Source organism: Nocardioides sp. B-3 (assembly GCF_024703895.1).
Taxonomy (GTDB): domain Bacteria; phylum Actinomycetota; class Actinomycetes; order Propionibacteriales; family Nocardioidaceae; genus Nocardioides.
Window position 1 is genome coordinate 4,368,291 of sequence record NZ_CP087968.1, and the last position, 14,952, is coordinate 4,383,242.

Below are 14,952 nucleotides of genomic sequence, written 5' to 3' on the forward strand. Positions count from 1 at the left end.
TCAGCGGTATCGCGACGACGTCACCGGCGATCTGGTACCGCCGCAGCGATCGCGTTTGCGATCGCCGCCGGCGGCGGGATGGTGCCGCTCTCTCCGAGGCCCTTGAAGCCGCCCGGGGTCAGCTCGCTGGGCGTCACGATGTGGTCGAGCACGAGGTCGGGTACGTCCTCCGAGAGCGGCAGGACGTAGTCGAGGTAGGTGGTCGCGGTCGGCTGCCCATCCGCCGTGAAGGTCGCCTCCTCCAGAAGCGCGGACCCGATGCCCATAGCGACGCCGCCGATGGTCTGTCCGTCGCCGATCAGCGGGTTGACGACGACACCGGAGTCGTGGACGACCCAGTAGTCCTCCACGCAGACCTTTCCGGTGTCGAGGTCGACGGCCACCTGTGCGGCATGAGTGGCGTAGCCGAAGGTGATGCTCGCCGGGTCGTACTCGAACGTCTCCTCGAGACGAATCGGATCTTCGGCACGTCGACGCCAGCCCATCCAGCCGCGGTGGGCGACCTCGCGCCACGCAATGGCGGCTCCGGTCTCGGCACGGAACTCGCCGTCGGCGTACTGGACCTCCTCCGGCGCTGCTTCGAGATAGGCCGAGGCAAGGGCGTGCATTCGCTCCCGCAGCGCCTCAGCCGCGTTCCACAGGGCGCCACCGGCGAGAGGCAGCCCGCGGCTGGCCTGCGATGCCATGTTCGAGTAGCCCGAGGTGAGCGTGTCTCCCAGCTGGACATGAACCCACGACAGCGGGACACCGAGCCGCTCCGCAGCGATCTGTGCCAGCGAGGTCTCAATGCCTTGCCCGACCGACGTGACACCGGAGTGAACCGTGATCGTGCCGTCCTCGTTGACCCTGACCGTGCTCGACTCCCAACCGCTCCAATGAATGTTGTACATCTCGAGCAGCGCGCTTGGTGCGAACCCGGTGATCTCCACCATCGAGGAGTAGCCGATCCCCCGGCGGACTCGTTCCGTGCCCGGTCGGGCTCCTGCCCGGGCGAGGGCGGCGGCGCGCGCCAGCACCTGCGGGTAGTCACCGTTGTCGTACGGAAGCTGGGTGTTGGTGACGTGTGGGAGCTCGTCTGCGGTGATCATGTTCCGTTGGCGCAGCTCGACCGGGTCCAGCCCGAGCTCGCGTGCCGCCTCGTCGACGAGGCGCTCACGAATGAAGGTGGCCTCTTGCATGCCGTAGCCGCGGAAGGCGCCCGTGGGGACAGCGTTGGTGTACCGGGCGGTCACGGTGGAGGCGCCGGCATCGAACTTGTAGGGACCCTCGATCATGAGTCCGGAGACTTGGAACGGGCCCGTGCCACCTGTACCGGTGCTGGTGAACGCCCCCACGTCTCCGTGGATGTCAGCATGGATCACCGTGAACCGGCCGTCGGCGTCCATGCCGAGCCGGGCACGGGTAACCCGGCCTCGGCCCTGATAACTGGACGAGAGGCTCTCGACCCGGTCCTCGATCCACTTGACCCGACGACCGAGCAACGTGGCCGCGAGGCACACCATCGTCTCGTCGGGGAACAGGGAGGTCTTCTGGCCGAACGCGCCACCGACATCGTTGGCCACGACGCGCACTCGGTCCTGACGCAGTCGGAGCGCCCGGGCCACGTCCCGGCGGACGATGTGCGGCACCTGAGTGCTGCTGTGCACTGTGAGCTGAAGCGTCGTGGGGAGCCATTCCGCGACAAGGCCGCGCGGCTCGAGCGGGCTGTGGCTGATCCTCGGGATGGTGAAGGTCCGATCGATGACGTGGGCCGAGGCGGCGAAAACCTGCTCAAGCACCTCCCGGGGTGGCCCGAACTGGAATGACCCGACCTGATTGCTCTCCAGCTGCGGGTAGACCGGGGGCGCACCTTCGATACGCGCCATCTCAACGCCGACGACCGCCGGTCGGTCCTCGAAATCAACGTCCAACAGTTCGAGGGCGTCCTCGGCTACCGCCCGCGAGGACGCGACCACAATCCCGATGGGCTGACCCACGTAGCGAATCGACCGGTCGACGATCGGAACATCGATGAGCTGTTGGCCCCAGAGCAGCCAGCTCGACGGAACGGGATCGGTAAGCGCCGCAATCTGGTCGGGCCCCAACACGAGCGCGACACCGTCGAGGGCCTCGGCTGCGGCCCCATCAAAGGCGGTGACTTCTCCGGCTGCGATGGGACTCCGGAAGATGGCTGCGTGGAGGACGCCAATGTCTGCGATGTCATCCACATATTGACCGCGACCCCGCACCATCCGGTCGTCCCGGACGCGCGGGACACGCGCGCCGATGAGGCTGTCGGAGGAGTGATCCGTCGTGCTCATCGCACGGTTCCCTTCTCTTCCCAGTGCTGGCGGATCGCCGCGCGGATCCCGTTGTAGCCGGTGCATCGGCAGACATGGCCGCCCAGAATCTCGCCCTCGACATCTTCGATCGGGCATCCCTTGCGCGCGGCTCCGGTCACACTCATCAGGATCCCGGGGGTGCAGAAACCACACTGCAGACCGTGCTGCTCGATCATCGCGGCCCGGAAGCCGTTGAGCTCGTCGCCCGAGGCGAGGGATTCCACTGTCTCGACCGTCCGGCCGTCCGCCCGGACTGCGAGCATCAGACAGGACCGCATGGCCTCGCCGTCGACCAGCACGGTGCACGCACCGCATACACCCTGTTCGCAACCCACGTGGGTGCCGGTGAGCCCGCACCCTTGCCGGAGGTGGTCACTCAACAGAGTCCGCACGGGCACGTCGGCTTCGCGGTCCACCCCGTTCACCGTGATTCGCACGGCCCTTGTCTGTTCGGTCATGCCACTGCCTCCCTGAACTCTTCGGAAAGCCGTCGTACGAGACCCCGCAGGACCCCGCGGCGGAACTCCGCTGAACCGTGTTGGTCGTCGGACGGAGTGGCCTCTGCCGACGCTGCATGTGCTGCGGCCTCGACCGCCTCGGCGACCGAGTGGCCGATGAACGCCCGCTCCAGCCCCTCGAGCCGGAGCGGCTTGTCGGCCACGCCTGCGGCTGCGGCGCTGGCCGCCGTTACAGACACCACCGTCGACGGCGAGCCCGATGCAGAGGCCTACGAACGGGAAGTCGCCGTGCCTGCGTGCGACCTCGTCGTAGCGATACGTCATCCCGGGCAGGCGTGGAAACTCCACCGCCACCAGAAGCTCGTCCGAACGCTTGGTGGTCATGAACACGGAATCGAAGAAGTCGCCCGCGTCTATCGCACGGTCTCCCGACTCCGATCGGAGGTGCATCCGGGCACCCGTCGCGACTGCGACGCAGGGGAGTTCCGCTGAGGGGTCGGCATGGCAGAGCGTCCCACCGATCGTTGTGCGGCTGCGGATCTGGGGATGCGCGACGAATGATGCGGCGCGGGCGAGCACGGGCAGGATGGCTGCCAGCTCAGGGTCGCGCTCGAGCTGCGCGAGGCGTACCCCGGCACCGACGACCACTGTCTTCTGCGTCACCTCGATGGTGTCGAGGCCCGTCACATGTCCGAGATCGATCACGACTTCCGGCCGTGCGAACCGCATGTTGAGCAGCGGCAGCAGGCTCTGCCCGCCGGCGAGCAAGGACGCGTCGTCCCCGTGGGCGGCCAGAAGCCTGAGCACTTCACCGATGGTCGTCGGGCGCTCGTAGTCAAACCGTGGTGGCTTCATCACCGGCTCCTTCTTGTGGTCGGGCGGGTCAACTTGCAGGTTCCAAAGTGTCTGCACTTTTGCATACACTCTCTCAGATAGCAATGGTCTGAACTGAAACTGCTGCGATTCCAAGGTGCGGCATTTCTGCTTGCTCCAGACCATCACCAAGCGCTTGATGTCGGCATGCGGATCAGACTCCGAAGCGCTCCCCGTCCCAGCGTTCGCGGCGGGCCAGCTCAGAGACCGCGACCCTCGTCAGTCTCGTGACCTGTTTGACAGGCTTGCCCAAGGGCACGACGCACGCAACGGCATACGCCTCCGGTATCCCCAGCAGTCTCTTGATCCGGGGTTCCTCTGCCACGGCCATGGTGGTGATCGTTCCGCCGAAGCCCTCGTTACGGGCCGCGAGCAGGATGTTCCAGACCGGGGGATACACCGACGCACCGCTGATCACGCCGATCCGGTCGAGTTCCCGGTCGAGCGATGCAACCAACCGTAGATCGACGCAGACGACCGGGACGACCGACGCGTTCAGCAGCGGTGCCGTCATGCTGTCGGGTACGTCTGTCGAAGCGATCTCCGCGGCCGTCAGAGACGTCGGTTCGACCGAGTTCCAAGGACCTTCGCCGGCCTGCCGCTGCGCCATGTAGCGGCGTGCGCCGGGCAGGGTCAGTTCGACGAGTGCCTCCCGTGTTGCGCGCTCGCGTACGACGACGATCTCGGTACCTTGGCGGTTGCCGCCGCTGGGCGCGAACCGAGCGTTGTCGAGGATCGTGTGCAGAACTTCGTCGCTCAGTGGATCACCGGTGAAGTCCCGGACCGCGGCGGTGGTCCGCATCACGTCGTACAGCTCCATGGTGTCCTCCGTCCCTTCTTGGCCGACCGCACCTTGCGGTGAGGTCGTTCGCCTCAATCTGGGCGTCGGTGCCCAACCCGACCGCCGGGCTTGGCGATCCCGCGAATGCCCAACCCGCTGTCGACCGTCACCATGGAACCCGTCATCGCACTTGCGTCCCCTGACGCGAGCAGGGTGAAGACGCCGGCATAGGCGCTGACGTCGGGGACTTCCCCGGAGTGGCAGGGCGAGCTCGGTGCCGTCGAGCACGGACTCAGTGATGCCCCGGCCGAGCGTGGTGAGGCCGCGAAGTCGGGTGGCAGCAACGCCCGGGGCCACACCGTTGACTCGTACGTCGGGGGCCAGTTCGTAGGCAAGCTGGCGGACCGGGCCGAGAACGGCATGCTTCGATGCGGTGTAGAGGACCCCGCCGCCAGCAGCGTTCGAGCTGGCGAAGGAGCCCGTGAGGATGACCGAGCCGCGCGTTGCGATCAGGTCGTCCAGGGGCAGCGCGGACACCCAAGGTGGGAGCGAGCACATTCACTGCGAAGAGTTCGTCGAAGGCTTTGCCGAGTGCCGCGCCCGGGATCGTCTCGAGGGCGACCATGGCGTCGGTGATCCCAGCATTGCCGACGAAGACGTCGATCCTGCCCCGTATCGCGGGCGGCGTCGCACGCCGTCACGTTGCCTTCCCGTGGTGGTGATGTCAGCCTGCACCGGAATCACGGCGTCGCCGTGCTCCTGAGTGAGCTCGAGAACCTTGGGCGATATGTCGACGGCGACAACTTTCGCGCCCTCGGTGATGTAGCGGGCCACGACGGCGCGGCCGATGCCTGCGCCGGCGCCCGTGAACACGACAACCTTGCCGTCGAGTGCTCCCATGGTGATGTCTCCGATGCGTCGTAGGTCAGCTGGCCGAGGCGGCCAGCTGATCGGGAAAGGTCTGGTTGAGGTGGTGTCGCAGCTCCATGCCCGAGCCGGAAAGGACTGTGTGCAGACCACTCACGTCGGTGATCAGGACCGGGAGCGCGACGGCGGGCAGTTCGGATACGAGCACGAGCTCGGTCCTGTCGCCAAGGGCCCGGGAACGCAGTCGCGTGAAGAGGGCGCTCAGACTCCAAGCTTCGTGCTCGCGGAACGCCGCGATGATCATCACCGGGGTTTCGCTGCCACGCTCCCCCAGCCAGTTCCGTGCGGTTCGTGCGTCTGAGCAGGTGACCACCGTGACTGGCTCGGACCTCTCGTCGATGGTCTCGGTGAGGACGTCGTGGCAGAGACGGTCAAGGCCGACCGCGAGCACGACCGACATGGTCACTGTCCCTTGAGGAGGTTGCCCGCGCCGGGGGCGACAGGGTCGAGACCGAGGGACGTCAGGATCTGCCAGGGGCGGTTGCAACGGAGGCTGAGAGCACGGGGATGTCGAACTGGTCCTGCACTTGCTGGAGCACCGGCAGCGACGGCATCTGGACGCACGCGCTCAGCACGAGGGCGTCGGCTTGCGAGGTGTCGACGCGCTGTGCGAGCTCGATCAGCTGTTGGGGATCGAGCCTGCCGACGGCCGGGTTGTCGGGAACCTCGAGGCTGATCGAGTCGACTACCCGGTAGCCCTCGTGCTCGATGTAGCCGCAGACCGTGTCCGTCAGAGGCTTCATGTAGGGCGTGATCACGGCAACCCGCTTGGCACCGAGGTAGTTGAGCGCCTCCACGAGCGCCCCGGCCGAGGTCACGATCGGAACCTGCATGCCGACCTCCGACTCGAGGATCTTGCCGAGTTCTTCCTCGGACGCGCGGTGGTGTCCGACCCCCTGCGACATGGTTGCCACGAGGCAGGCCAGAGCCACCACGTCGACGCGAGCGTCGGCAAGTTGGAGTGCCGCCGTACCTGCGTCCCGGTCCATTTTGTCAGCTCTTCCTTGTTCACGTGCTTCATGCGCACGCGGGCGGAGTGGAAGGTGAACGTGTCGGGGCGGACTTGCGCGTAGGACTGCAGGATGGCTGGTACTTCGGTCTCCATCGTGGTGTTGGAGCTGGGCACGATCAGGCCCACACGGTAAGCAGTCATGACGATGGTTCCTTCGGATCAGGTGGTTGAAGCGACGGTCAGATTTGAGGTCTTGAGGTCTTGCGGGAGCTCGTCGGGAACGTCTTGGCGCCACTGAAGCTGCAAAGGACGAGTTACCCGGCCGTTGCCGAGTTCTGGCACGGTCATGCCGAGACCATGGAGGGAGACCGCGAGCGCCTCGAAGTGGTATCCGGGATCGACCTCGAGCACCGGGCCCACGGCCGCATCGAGGAGATGGAACTCGAGCAGGTGACGCGCGAGCTGACCCTTTCTGCGCCTTGACGGCATCCGGGAAGATTCGGTCCAGCCACAAGAAGTCCGCAACCGCAGGCGGTCGGGAAAAGTACAGGCGCTGCTGACGGTAGATGCGGGTATGCAGCGAGTGGATGAGGTCGGCTGCATACGGCGGATAGCGCTTGAGCATGACCTCGTGGTAGTCGGCGTGCGTCCGCTGGAAGTCGCGGGTCGTGACCCCCACCTGCTCCATGACGGCGAGCGCTGCCTCCATGGCGGCGATGTCTTCGTCGGTGACGTCTTCGACGATCGCGGCCACGGTGGCAGGCTCGACGAGAAGGCGTAACGCGTACGCATCCTCGACGTCGCTCAGAGGCGCTGGTGCAACGACCATCCCTCGATTGGCCTGACCGACCACGAGGCCCTCGGTCGCCAGCCTCTGAAAGGCCTCGCGTAGCGGTGTCCGGGAGACCTCGAGATCCTCCGCGAGCTGCTGTTGGGAGAGGCGGACACCGGGAGCAAGCTCGCCCGAGACGATCCGCTCCCGGAGGGTTTCGACGAGATCGTCGACCACGGTCCCCGGGACGCTTGAGGGAAGTCACTTCGTCGTCCATCCTTCTTGTCCGCCGAGCATGTCCCCGGACCCGAGCTTGCGAGCGAGACAGCGAGCTGAACTCGCTGGCGTCCCGGGCGGCGACGATCTCGAGCTGCATGGCATCGAGCAGGATCGTGTATTGGCGGGCCGGCACCCACAGCTGCAGGCGTTCGCCGTTGCGTGTCCACACCTTCCGAACCTGTACGCCGGTGAATTCGTTGCCGATCCCGAACCACTCGCCCGCCTTGGCAACGCCTTCAAGGTCGTCGGGGTCCGTGTGCTTCGGAGTCTGGCCGCTCATTGCTTCTCCTCGCTGTTGGTGACACTGATCAGACGCGGTTCGGTGGCGTACACCGCCGGGGCAGTGCCTTTCAGCACTGGCAGCGTGGCTCTGGCCTTCTCCACTGCTTCGAGGTCCAGCTCGATCACCTTGACTGCAGGGGCATCTTCTCCGAGATCGGCCAAGATCTCGCCCCACGGCGACACCACGAGCGCGTGTCCGTAGGTCTCGAACGCATCGTCCGAGTCCGGACCGCCACGGATGGTGGCGGGTGCGACTACGTAGCAACCGTTCTCGATGGCACGCGCGGCCAGCAGGGTGTGCCAGTGCGCCTTGCCCGTCGAATGGATGAACGCGGCGGGGACCAGCAATACTTCTGCGCCGGCCAGCGCCAGCGCCCGGTAGAGCTCGGGAAAGCGAACGTCGTAGCAGATCGTCAGACCAGCGATCGTGCTGCCGAGATCGAGCAGCACTGGTCGGCTACCAGAGCTCTCGACCGTGCTCGCCTCGAAGGACTGCCCGTTCACCCGTGCATCGAAGAGATGGATCTTGTCGTAGCGACCCGCAAGGGTGCCGTCGGGGGCGGATCACCAGTGCCGAGTTGAACACACCCTCGGCCGTGGCGTTCTTCATCCCGCCCAGCACGACCACGACTCCGTGCTCGGCCGCGGCCGCGCGCAACGAGCCGATCTCTGGACCCGATTCCAGCAGGGCCCGCTCGCGCATGGCCGTGTTGGTCCCGAGCATCAGGCCGTTCTCGGGCAGCACGACGAGTTCCGCACCGGCCGAGGCGGCCTGCCGGACCAGATCCACAGCGGTGGCCAAATTGGCCTCGACGTCGCCGGTGGCATGCCATTGGGTGAGCCCGACTCGCAGTGTTCTCGACATCGGATCAGCCTGCCGTCGCGGCGGCACGTTCGCCGAGGTCGAGTCCGGCCGCTGCCGTGTCCATGCCGACGACCGCCCAGCCTCCACCAGATGCCTCCATCGGCTCGTAGGAGTAGACCGTTCCCTTCACGCCCGGACCGACGATGCCGAGCATGATCAGCCAGTTCATGAACTCGTACTGGCCGTGGTCGAGCAGCGGGTAGGGCTCCAGCGACCCGAGGTCCGGGCCCCGGCCGGCCTTCAGCATGTCCAGGACATAGGTGTCGAACTCCTCGTCCACCTGACCGAACTTCCCGGGGTCCAGGAAGTGCGACAGGCCGCCCGTCGCGAGCATCGCGACACGAAGACCGGACTCCTCGATCGCCGCACGCAGGGCGGCGCCTGTGGCACGCGCGTTGTACGGCGAGAAGCTGCGCGCCGGCTGCGTGATGATCGGGATCACGGGCAGATCGGGCCGGGGCAACATGAGCCGCAGCGGGACGATGAGCCCGTGGTCGAGGTCGACGCGGGGCGCCACCTCGACCTCGAGGCCTCCGGCCCGCGCGGCGTCGGCCGGGCGCGCGCGAAGTCCGGCTTGCCGGTCAGGTGCAGGTCCGGGTCGGGCCGCTTGAAGAACTCCATCGAACCCGCGTGGGAGTCGGCGTCGCCGATCACGAAGTGCCCGGTCTCGAAGCTCTGGAAGTGGCAGTCGGCGGTCACCGGGATCACGTCCGGATCGGCAGCGGCGAGGTCGGCCGCAAGCTTGGCGTACCCGGACAGCAGGCGTTCGACTGCCTCCGCCGGGTCGATCTCCGGGCGAGCCAGAACGTCTGGCACGTGTGAGCAGCCTCCCGCGAACACGAGTCCCGACGGTAGGTTCGCCGCCGGCAGTTCCGAGGAGGTCTCGGCCACGAATCGGCCCGCGCTGGTGGAGTCGCCCGGGTCGTCCTTGAACCAGCGGCTGACCAGGGATGGTCAGGCCATCGTTGAGCCCGGCCGAGCGGAGCCTGTCGCGATCGCCCGCAAGGATGACGCCTGCCCACTCCTCGTCGATACCGAGCGCGACAGCCGCCTCCGCCGGCTTGTCGCGGACCCGCTCCCGGGAGCTCGCTGTCGCGAGCGAGCTTGAGAATGGCTTCTTCGATCACTTGCCGCTCCATGCTCAGACCTCCACCGGGGAGCCGTTAGAGACGACCGCCACGCCGTCGATCTCGACGGTGCAGCTGCGCATCGGCACGTCGAGGTGAGCGGGTGTCTCACGGTCGGCGAACCGGTTGGAGCCCGTGGACCACATGAAGTTGCCTGCGGTCGAACGAAGCTCCCGGCCGTAGAGGCTGCGCGGGTCGTAGACGTCGAACGCGGACCAGCGCGCCTGCGGGAGAAGGCCCCAGCCCATGTGGCTGAGCGCCCAGACCTCGGGGTCCTCCCAGCTCTCGAAGTAGTCGTTGAGCACATGTGCGTCCGCGCCACCCGCGATCTCGGTGATGAAACCCTTGCTGACGCTGATGGTGACCTCGTCGCGCACGTAGCGCTGCCACGGGATCAGGGCGTCCCCCGGCTGCAGGACGATCTGGCCCTCAGCGGAACGATCACGGGGGAAGCAGGCCGCGAAGCCGGACGGCCAGTGGTCCCAGCGGCCCGGCTCGTCGACGTAGCCCCACTGGTGGGTGATCGGCAGGTCCTCGCCGGAGATGTCGGCGGTGAGGTCCATGCCCGCGGCGTTCGTGACACGCAGGATCGAACCGCCGCGCAGCTTGCTGCCGGCGCGCTCGACGGAAGCGCGCAGCTCACCGCTGCCCATCAAGCGCTCGAGAACGTCGTTCGGCTCTGCGACAAAGAGCATGCGCTTGCCGTTGCCGGTGATGCGGGTGCGCACGTCGGAGTGGATGAGTCCGCCGACGGTGGCGTCGACGACGAAGTCGCACTCGCCCGCGGCCGCCAGCAGCGCGGCGACCTCGCGGCCGTCGGCCCGGGTACGGCGGCAGGTTGGGGTTGGAGAGGCTGGACGCGTGCAGCACGAGTGCGCTGGCGCCGAGCTGGCGGGCGGCGGCAACCGCAGCGGCAACGTAATCGTCCTTCTCGCCGAGCTCGGCGATGACGGCGACCTGCTCGCCGGCCGTCACTGCACAGAGCTTGAACTGCTCGACGAAGTTCTCGGTCAAGGTCCCGGGCATGTCTTTCTCCTGCTTTCGTGGGATTGGTTCAGTAGGTGGCGCGGACAGCGCCGCCATCGATGGTCAGGGTGGAACCTGTGACGAAGCCAGCGCGGGGCGAGGCAAGGAACGCCACGGCATCGGCGATCTCGTGGGCCTCGGCCCAGCGGCCGAGGGGGATGTCCTTCACGACCTGAGCGATCTCCTCCTCGACGGTCGTGTCGTTCTTGCTCGACTTGCTCACCACGATGTCCTGCATCCGGTCGGTTCCGGTCGCACCCGGCATGACATGGACGACGCGTACGCCATGGGGAGCGACCTCGGCGGCCAAGGTCTTGACCATGGCCGCAGCGGCGGAGCGGTAGGCCGCCGACAGCACACCACCGGGTGCTGGCTGCTTCACCCGTGGAGGAGGAGAGGAGCACGATGGTGCCGCCGCCCTGCTCGACCATCTGCCGTGCGCCGGCGGTGGCCAGCTGGACGACGGGTCGCAGCAGCAGGTCGTGCGCTCCGGACCAGTCGGCCCAAACCGTGTCGAGGACAGGCACGATCCCGGGTCCAGGCGTGTTGATCACCGGGACGTCGAGTCGACCGTGCTCCGCCACGACCCGGGCAACGAGGTCGCCGGTGGCATCGGCGTCGGCCGGGTCGTGCGTGATCGAGACGACCTTGCCGTCGCCGAGGCTCTCAGGTACTCCCCAGGTGCGCGCGGCTGCGACGACCGTCATGCCCTCCTCGGCAAGCCGTACGACGACGGCTCGGCCGATGCCGCGTGAGGCCGCGGTCACGAGGGCCATCTTGCCTTGCAGTTGGAGATCCACCAGAGGTCCTTTCCCCGGAAGTTGTGGCGCGGCCCGTTGGCCGCTGGGACTGCTCAGTCGGAGATGCTGATCGCGCCCTCGGGGCACGCCCCGGCGGCGCTGTTGGCTGCGGTCTCGTCCCCCGCTGGCACGGTGCCGTCGCCCACGATGGAGGCGTAGCCCCACTCGTCGAGCAGGAAGACACTGGGACACAGGTCCACGCAGGCGCCGTAGGCCCGGCACTTGGTGGCATCGACGGTTGCCTTCATGAGTTGTCTCCGTTCGTGGCGCGTGATTGAGGATCGGGCAGGAGCTCCTCGGCGACGCTGCGCGCGAGGGGTGGCCGCGCCGTCGAGGAAGGCGCAGGCTCCACGCCCCTTGAGCTGGACACCCCAGCGGGCGAGGTTGTCGCGGTGGTCAGGATTGCTGTCGCCCTCAGCGACCTTGGCGAGCGTGTCGCGGATGGCGCGCGTGCCGTTGCGGCACACCCCGCACTGCCGGGCGCTCTCGCCCTCGAACCAGGGAACCGAGCCGGGCAGCCAGCGTCAAAGGGTCCTCGTCATGGCCGAGGACGGTGATTGCGGCGCAGCCGAGCCCGCTGCCAGCCGCAGACACGGCGGCGTAGCAGCAGCTGAGGTCGGCTCGATTGCCCTTCAGGAGGCCGCCGAACCAGCCGCCCATCAGCAGTCCGCCGACGTCGGACGGCGTTCCGCCGACCCTCGCCACGAGCTGGCCGACAGTCGTGCCGAGCGGAGCCTCCACGACGCCACCGTCGAGTGCAGCGCCGGAGATGGTGAACAGAGTGGTGCCCGGCGAGACGTCGGTGCCGACAGCACAGAAAGCGTCAGCGCCATAGCGTCGGATCCGGGCCGCATGGGCGAGCGTCTCGACGTTGTTGACCGGGGTGGGAAGTCCGTCGACCCCGGATTCCGAGGGTCGTGGGGGCTTGGCGACGGGGAGGGCCGGGTGGCCGCTGATTCCGCGACACACCGCGGTCTCCTCGCCGGCGACGTAGCCGCCGGTCGAGGCGAACACCTCGACGCGGGTGCCGTCGGGCACCAACCCGGCCGCCTCGACCTCGGCGACAGCGGCACGGGTGGCATGCAGCGAGCGCGGGTGCGAGACATACAGGACGGCACGCTGGGCACCGATGACGCGTGCCGCGAGCAGGAGTCCGTCGATCACGAGATGTGGACGCCGAGTCAACAGCCACTGGTCCTTCGCCGACGCCGGCTCCCCTTCGTGACCATTGGCGACCACGACGCACGAACCGGTGGCGTCCGCGACCGATCGCCACTTGATATGGGCTGGGAAGCCCGCTCCTCCGCGTCCGCGCAAGCCTGCGGCCTCCAGCGCGTCGACCATCTCGCCGAGGGGCACGACGTCGTCTGCCCTGCCGAAGAAGCCGAGCTCCAGCTCGTCGGACAGGGACCGGGAGCCTTCCGAACCCGGGAGCGCCAGTCGCGCCGGCGTCTCGTCGAGGCGTCGCGAAGGTCGTTGGACGAGCTGCTCCTGCGGGGTCATTGTCGGTATGGACGAGATGCTCATGCCACGCCTCCCAGCAGGCGCAGTGCGACGTCCATCGAGACGACGTCGGCGTACTTGGCGTCCGTGTCGAGGAGTGCTGCCTCGTGCGGTCCAGCCTCGCGGTCACCCACTGCTCCGTCGACGACGTACGTCGCGAAGTCGAGAGCGCAGGCATCGACCGCGGTGGCCCGGACGCATCCGGAGGTGGTGGCACCCACGACCACCACGGTGCCGACACCCTGCGCGCGGAGCTGCTCGGTGAGGTCGGTGCCGGCGAAGCTCGAGGCGGTCTGCTTGATGACGACCGGCTCCCCCTCGCCCACAGCGAGGCGGGGATCGATCCGCTCCCAGCGCGAGCCCTCGCGAAGCTCACGCATGACCGGCATCTTCTCGAGCCAGACACGGTCGGATCCGTCCGGGAACGCGATGGCGGTGAAGTGGACGGGAACGCCCGCCGTGCGGGCGCGCTCAATGAGCGACGCAGTGTTCGTGACGACGTCGTCCGGGTCGAAGCCCGGGCCGCAGGCGGGGTCGGTGAACCCGTTCTGCAGGTCGACCACGATCAGTGCAACAGCACCTCGGGGGGTCAGCCGCCCGGCCAGACCACCTCGGGCGTAGCGCTCGTGGACCTCGGTGCTCCACGAGGCCGCGATCTCGTCAACGGTTGGTGACATGTGCGATCAACGACCCTCGTCCAAGACGACCTCGGGCCACTCTCGCCGTTCTCGGCGCGCATCATGGTGGCGTAGTAGCGATACATGTTGCGCTGGACGCCCTCCTCGAAGCGGGTCCAGTAGCTGACGCCGGGGCCGGGCCAGTCCTCAACCTTGTGCGAGATCCCGATTCCGGGCATGCCCATCTGGTAGTTGAGCTTGAAGTCGAGGATCTCGGCCGCGACGGACCGGCCTGTGCGACCGACGGTGATCCACGGCTCCGTGTCATCCATCTCGAAGGCACCACCGAGGGAGAAGGTGCCGAGCGCGGCACGGTAGCTGCGCTCCTTCTGCTCCGGAGTCATTCCCTTGTAGGCGAGGAACCAGTTCCACATCTCGATCTGCCCCGGGCCCTTGGGCTGCCGTGTACGGATCGTGACGATGCCCGTGGGTGGGTGGGTACTACCGTCCTCAGTCATTGGCAATGCCAGCATTGAGAAGTTGGGGAACACGTTGCCCACCATCACCCGCGCCCGGCGGGCGATGTCGAGCTGGTGCTCGCTGATCCGGCTGGTGTCGAAGGTGGCGGCGAGATCCTCGGGGAAGCCGAAGAACTTCGGGCCCGGCTCATCAGGGTCGCCAGCCATCGAGAAGGACAACGAGTGCCCGGGTGCCGCCTGAATGTGGTAGCCCATCATGTTTTCGCGGAACGGCACCGGGAAGGCGCCGATCTCCCACACGGAACGGTGCAGCGTGCCCGTGGTGGTAGTCGTCACCGGAGAAGTTGTCGGCGCCCGACTTCCAGTTGGCGTCGACCACGAAGCGCTGCGGGGCACCCAAGATCTCCATGCCCTCGCCATCGAGGCCGAAGAGCAGGTCCATGTACCACGCCATACCACCGAGGTACTCCTTCAGCGGTGGGGCTGTGGGGTCGAGAGTTGCAAAGATCAGACCATGGAAGGAGTCCACCCGGGCTGCCGCGGTGAGACCGTTGTCCTCCTTGGACATCCCGCCGAAGGCATCGCGCCACAACGGGGCACCGACCAACTTGCCGTCCGTGCCATAGGTCCAGCCATGGTAGGGACACCGGAAGTGCGACGTGTTGCCCGAGTCCGATCGGCAAACCTGGACGCCGCGGTGTCGGCAGGCGTCGAACAGGACGTGGACCGCACCGGCCTCGTCGCGAGACACGATGAAGTTGTCCTCACCGATCTTGCGGACGACGTAATCGCCCTTGGCCTCGATCTCCGACTCATGGGCCATGAACACCCAGCAACGACCGAAGATCTTGCGCAACTCGGTCTGGTAGACCTGCGGGTGTCCGAAGATG

At 67.3% G+C, this 14,952-nt stretch carries 19 protein-coding genes and 3 pseudogenes; 1 reads left to right on the plus strand and 21 read right to left on the minus strand.

The window, feature by feature from the left end; all coding sequences use genetic code 11:
- Positions 1-20: 20 nt before the first annotated feature.
- The 7 genes and pseudogenes from LP418_RS28950 to LP418_RS28975 all read right to left on the minus strand — a co-directional run bounded on the left by LP418_RS28950 (position 21) and on the right by LP418_RS28975 (position 6,349).
- Complete coding sequence (locus LP418_RS28950; protein WP_336275856.1) at positions 21-2,366, minus strand: xanthine dehydrogenase family protein molybdopterin-binding subunit; 2,346 nt, start codon at positions 2,364-2,366, stop codon at positions 21-23.
- Complete coding sequence (locus tag LP418_RS28955) at positions 2,297-3,778, minus strand: FAD binding domain-containing protein (protein WP_257957233.1); 1,482 nt, start codon at positions 3,776-3,778, stop codon at positions 2,297-2,299. The genes LP418_RS28950 and LP418_RS28955 overlap by 70 nt, the downstream gene beginning before the upstream one ends.
- 28 nt (positions 3,779-3,806) lie before the next feature.
- On the minus strand, positions 3,807-4,472 hold the full coding sequence (locus LP418_RS28960) for a nitroreductase family protein (RefSeq protein WP_257954639.1): 666 nt from the start codon (positions 4,470-4,472) through the stop codon (positions 3,807-3,809).
- Positions 4,473-4,769: 297 nt separating this feature from the next.
- A pseudogene (locus LP418_RS35025) lies at positions 4,770-4,991 on the minus strand (SDR family NAD(P)-dependent oxidoreductase); the annotation flags it as partial.
- Entirely contained in the window at positions 4,992-5,333 is a 342-nt protein-coding gene (locus LP418_RS28965; protein ID WP_257954640.1) for an SDR family NAD(P)-dependent oxidoreductase, read from the minus strand.
- 25 nt (positions 5,334-5,358) lie between these two features.
- Positions 5,359-5,760, minus strand: coding sequence for a hypothetical protein (locus LP418_RS28970; protein ID WP_257954641.1), 402 nt, complete (start codon positions 5,758-5,760; stop codon positions 5,359-5,361).
- Between the two features lie 61 nt (positions 5,761-5,821).
- Positions 5,822-6,349 carry a maleate cis-trans isomerase family protein gene (locus LP418_RS28975; protein WP_257954642.1) on the minus strand — a complete coding sequence of 176 codons (528 nt, stop codon included), beginning with the start codon at positions 6,347-6,349 and terminating at the stop codon, positions 5,822-5,824.
- Between the two features lie 248 nt (positions 6,350-6,597).
- Here LP418_RS28975 and LP418_RS28980 point away from each other — a divergent pair, with 248 nt between their 5' ends.
- The gene (locus LP418_RS28980; RefSeq protein ID WP_257954643.1) at positions 6,598-6,795 is read left to right on the plus strand and encodes a hypothetical protein; all 198 of its coding nucleotides are present in this window, start codon (positions 6,598-6,600) and stop codon (positions 6,793-6,795) included.
- Positions 6,796-6,898: 103 nt separating this feature from the next.
- Here LP418_RS28980 and LP418_RS35030 read toward each other — a convergent pair.
- The 14 genes and pseudogenes from LP418_RS35030 to LP418_RS29050 form a co-directional block, all read right to left on the minus strand.
- Positions 6,899-7,321 (minus strand): annotated as a pseudogene (locus LP418_RS35030) (GntR family transcriptional regulator); the annotation flags it as partial.
- 318 nt (positions 7,322-7,639) lie between these two features.
- Positions 7,640-8,149, minus strand: coding sequence for a nitrilase-related carbon-nitrogen hydrolase (locus tag LP418_RS28990; protein WP_257954645.1), 510 nt, complete (start codon positions 8,147-8,149; stop codon positions 7,640-7,642).
- Positions 8,103-8,510 (minus strand): carbon-nitrogen hydrolase family protein, encoded by a 408-nt coding sequence (locus LP418_RS28995; RefSeq protein WP_257954646.1) that lies wholly within the window; start codon positions 8,508-8,510, stop codon positions 8,103-8,105. Before LP418_RS28995 ends, LP418_RS28990 begins: the two co-directional genes overlap by 47 nt.
- 4 nt (positions 8,511-8,514) lie before the next feature.
- Positions 8,515-9,027, minus strand: a complete 513-nt coding sequence (locus tag LP418_RS29000) for a hypothetical protein (RefSeq protein ID WP_257954647.1) — start codon at positions 9,025-9,027, stop codon at positions 8,515-8,517.
- Entirely contained in the window at positions 8,949-9,326 is a 378-nt protein-coding gene (locus LP418_RS29005; protein ID WP_257954648.1) for a hypothetical protein, read from the minus strand. Before LP418_RS29005 ends, LP418_RS29000 begins: the two co-directional genes overlap by 79 nt.
- A 325-nt stretch (positions 9,327-9,651) precedes the next feature.
- Positions 9,652-10,332, minus strand: coding sequence for a hypothetical protein (locus LP418_RS29010; RefSeq protein WP_257954649.1), 681 nt, complete (start codon positions 10,330-10,332; stop codon positions 9,652-9,654).
- Positions 10,277-10,663 carry a hypothetical protein gene (locus LP418_RS29015; RefSeq protein WP_257954650.1) on the minus strand — a complete coding sequence of 129 codons (387 nt, stop codon included), beginning with the start codon at positions 10,661-10,663 and terminating at the stop codon, positions 10,277-10,279. The genes LP418_RS29010 and LP418_RS29015 overlap by 56 nt, the downstream gene beginning before the upstream one ends.
- A gap of 28 nt (positions 10,664-10,691) precedes the next feature.
- A complete protein-coding gene (locus LP418_RS29020; protein ID WP_257954651.1) occupies positions 10,692-11,045 on the minus strand; it encodes an SDR family oxidoreductase in 354 nt (117 codons plus the stop codon).
- Positions 11,046-11,079: 34 nt separating this feature from the next.
- Positions 11,080-11,439 (minus strand): annotated as a pseudogene (locus LP418_RS35035) (SDR family NAD(P)-dependent oxidoreductase); the annotation flags it as partial.
- 77 nt (positions 11,440-11,516) lie between these two features.
- Positions 11,517-11,930, minus strand: a complete 414-nt coding sequence (locus LP418_RS29030; protein WP_257954653.1) for a ferredoxin — start codon at positions 11,928-11,930, stop codon at positions 11,517-11,519.
- Positions 11,878-12,990: a hypothetical protein gene (locus tag LP418_RS29035; protein WP_257954654.1), complete on the minus strand. Its 1,113-nt coding sequence runs from the start codon at positions 12,988-12,990 to the stop codon at positions 11,878-11,880. The genes LP418_RS29030 and LP418_RS29035 overlap by 53 nt, the downstream gene beginning before the upstream one ends.
- Complete coding sequence (locus LP418_RS29040; RefSeq protein ID WP_257954655.1) at positions 12,987-13,643, minus strand: isochorismatase family protein; 657 nt, start codon at positions 13,641-13,643, stop codon at positions 12,987-12,989. Before LP418_RS29040 ends, LP418_RS29035 begins: the two co-directional genes overlap by 4 nt.
- A complete protein-coding gene (locus LP418_RS29045; protein WP_257954656.1) occupies positions 13,556-14,338 on the minus strand; it encodes an SRPBCC family protein in 783 nt (260 codons plus the stop codon). Before LP418_RS29045 ends, LP418_RS29040 begins: the two co-directional genes overlap by 88 nt.
- Positions 14,253-14,918 (minus strand): aromatic ring-hydroxylating oxygenase subunit alpha, encoded by a 666-nt coding sequence (locus LP418_RS29050; protein WP_257954657.1) that lies wholly within the window; start codon positions 14,916-14,918, stop codon positions 14,253-14,255. Before LP418_RS29050 ends, LP418_RS29045 begins: the two co-directional genes overlap by 86 nt.
- Positions 14,919-14,952 lie beyond the last annotated feature (34 nt).

What these genes read in the sequence shown, in the direction of transcription:
- LP418_RS28950 (WP_336275856.1), bottom strand. Translation starts at nt 2,366, where the DNA reads ATGCACCGGCTACAACGGGATCCGCGCGGCGATCCGCCAGCACTGGGA.
- LP418_RS28955 (WP_257957233.1), bottom strand. Translation starts at nt 3,778, where the DNA reads ATGGTCTGGAGCAAGCAGAAATGCCGCACCTTGGAATCGCAGCAGTTT.
- LP418_RS28960 (WP_257954639.1), bottom strand. Translation starts at nt 4,472, where the DNA reads ATGGAGCTGTACGACGTGATGCGGACCACCGCCGCGGTCCGGGACTTC.
- LP418_RS28965 (WP_257954640.1), bottom strand. Translation starts at nt 5,333, where the DNA reads ATGGGAGCACTCGACGGCAAGGTTGTCGTGTTCACGGGCGCCGGCGCA.
- LP418_RS28970 (WP_257954641.1), bottom strand. Translation starts at nt 5,760, where the DNA reads ATGTCGGTCGTGCTCGCGGTCGGCCTTGACCGTCTCTGCCACGACGTC.
- LP418_RS28975 (WP_257954642.1), bottom strand. Translation starts at nt 6,349, where the DNA reads ATGGACCGGGACGCAGGTACGGCGGCACTCCAACTTGCCGACGCTCGC.
- LP418_RS28995 (WP_257954646.1), bottom strand. Translation starts at nt 8,510, where the DNA reads ATGTCGAGAACACTGCGAGTCGGGCTCACCCAATGGCATGCCACCGGC.
- LP418_RS29010 (WP_257954649.1), bottom strand. Translation starts at nt 10,332, where the DNA reads ATGCTCTTTGTCGCAGAGCCGAACGACGTTCTCGAGCGCTTGATGGGC.
- LP418_RS29015 (WP_257954650.1), bottom strand. Translation starts at nt 10,663, where the DNA reads ATGCCCGGGACCTTGACCGAGAACTTCGTCGAGCAGTTCAAGCTCTGT.
- LP418_RS29035 (WP_257954654.1), bottom strand. Translation starts at nt 12,990, where the DNA reads ATGAGCATCTCGTCCATACCGACAATGACCCCGCAGGAGCAGCTCGTC.
- LP418_RS29040 (WP_257954655.1), bottom strand. Translation starts at nt 13,643, where the DNA reads ATGTCACCAACCGTTGACGAGATCGCGGCCTCGTGGAGCACCGAGGTC.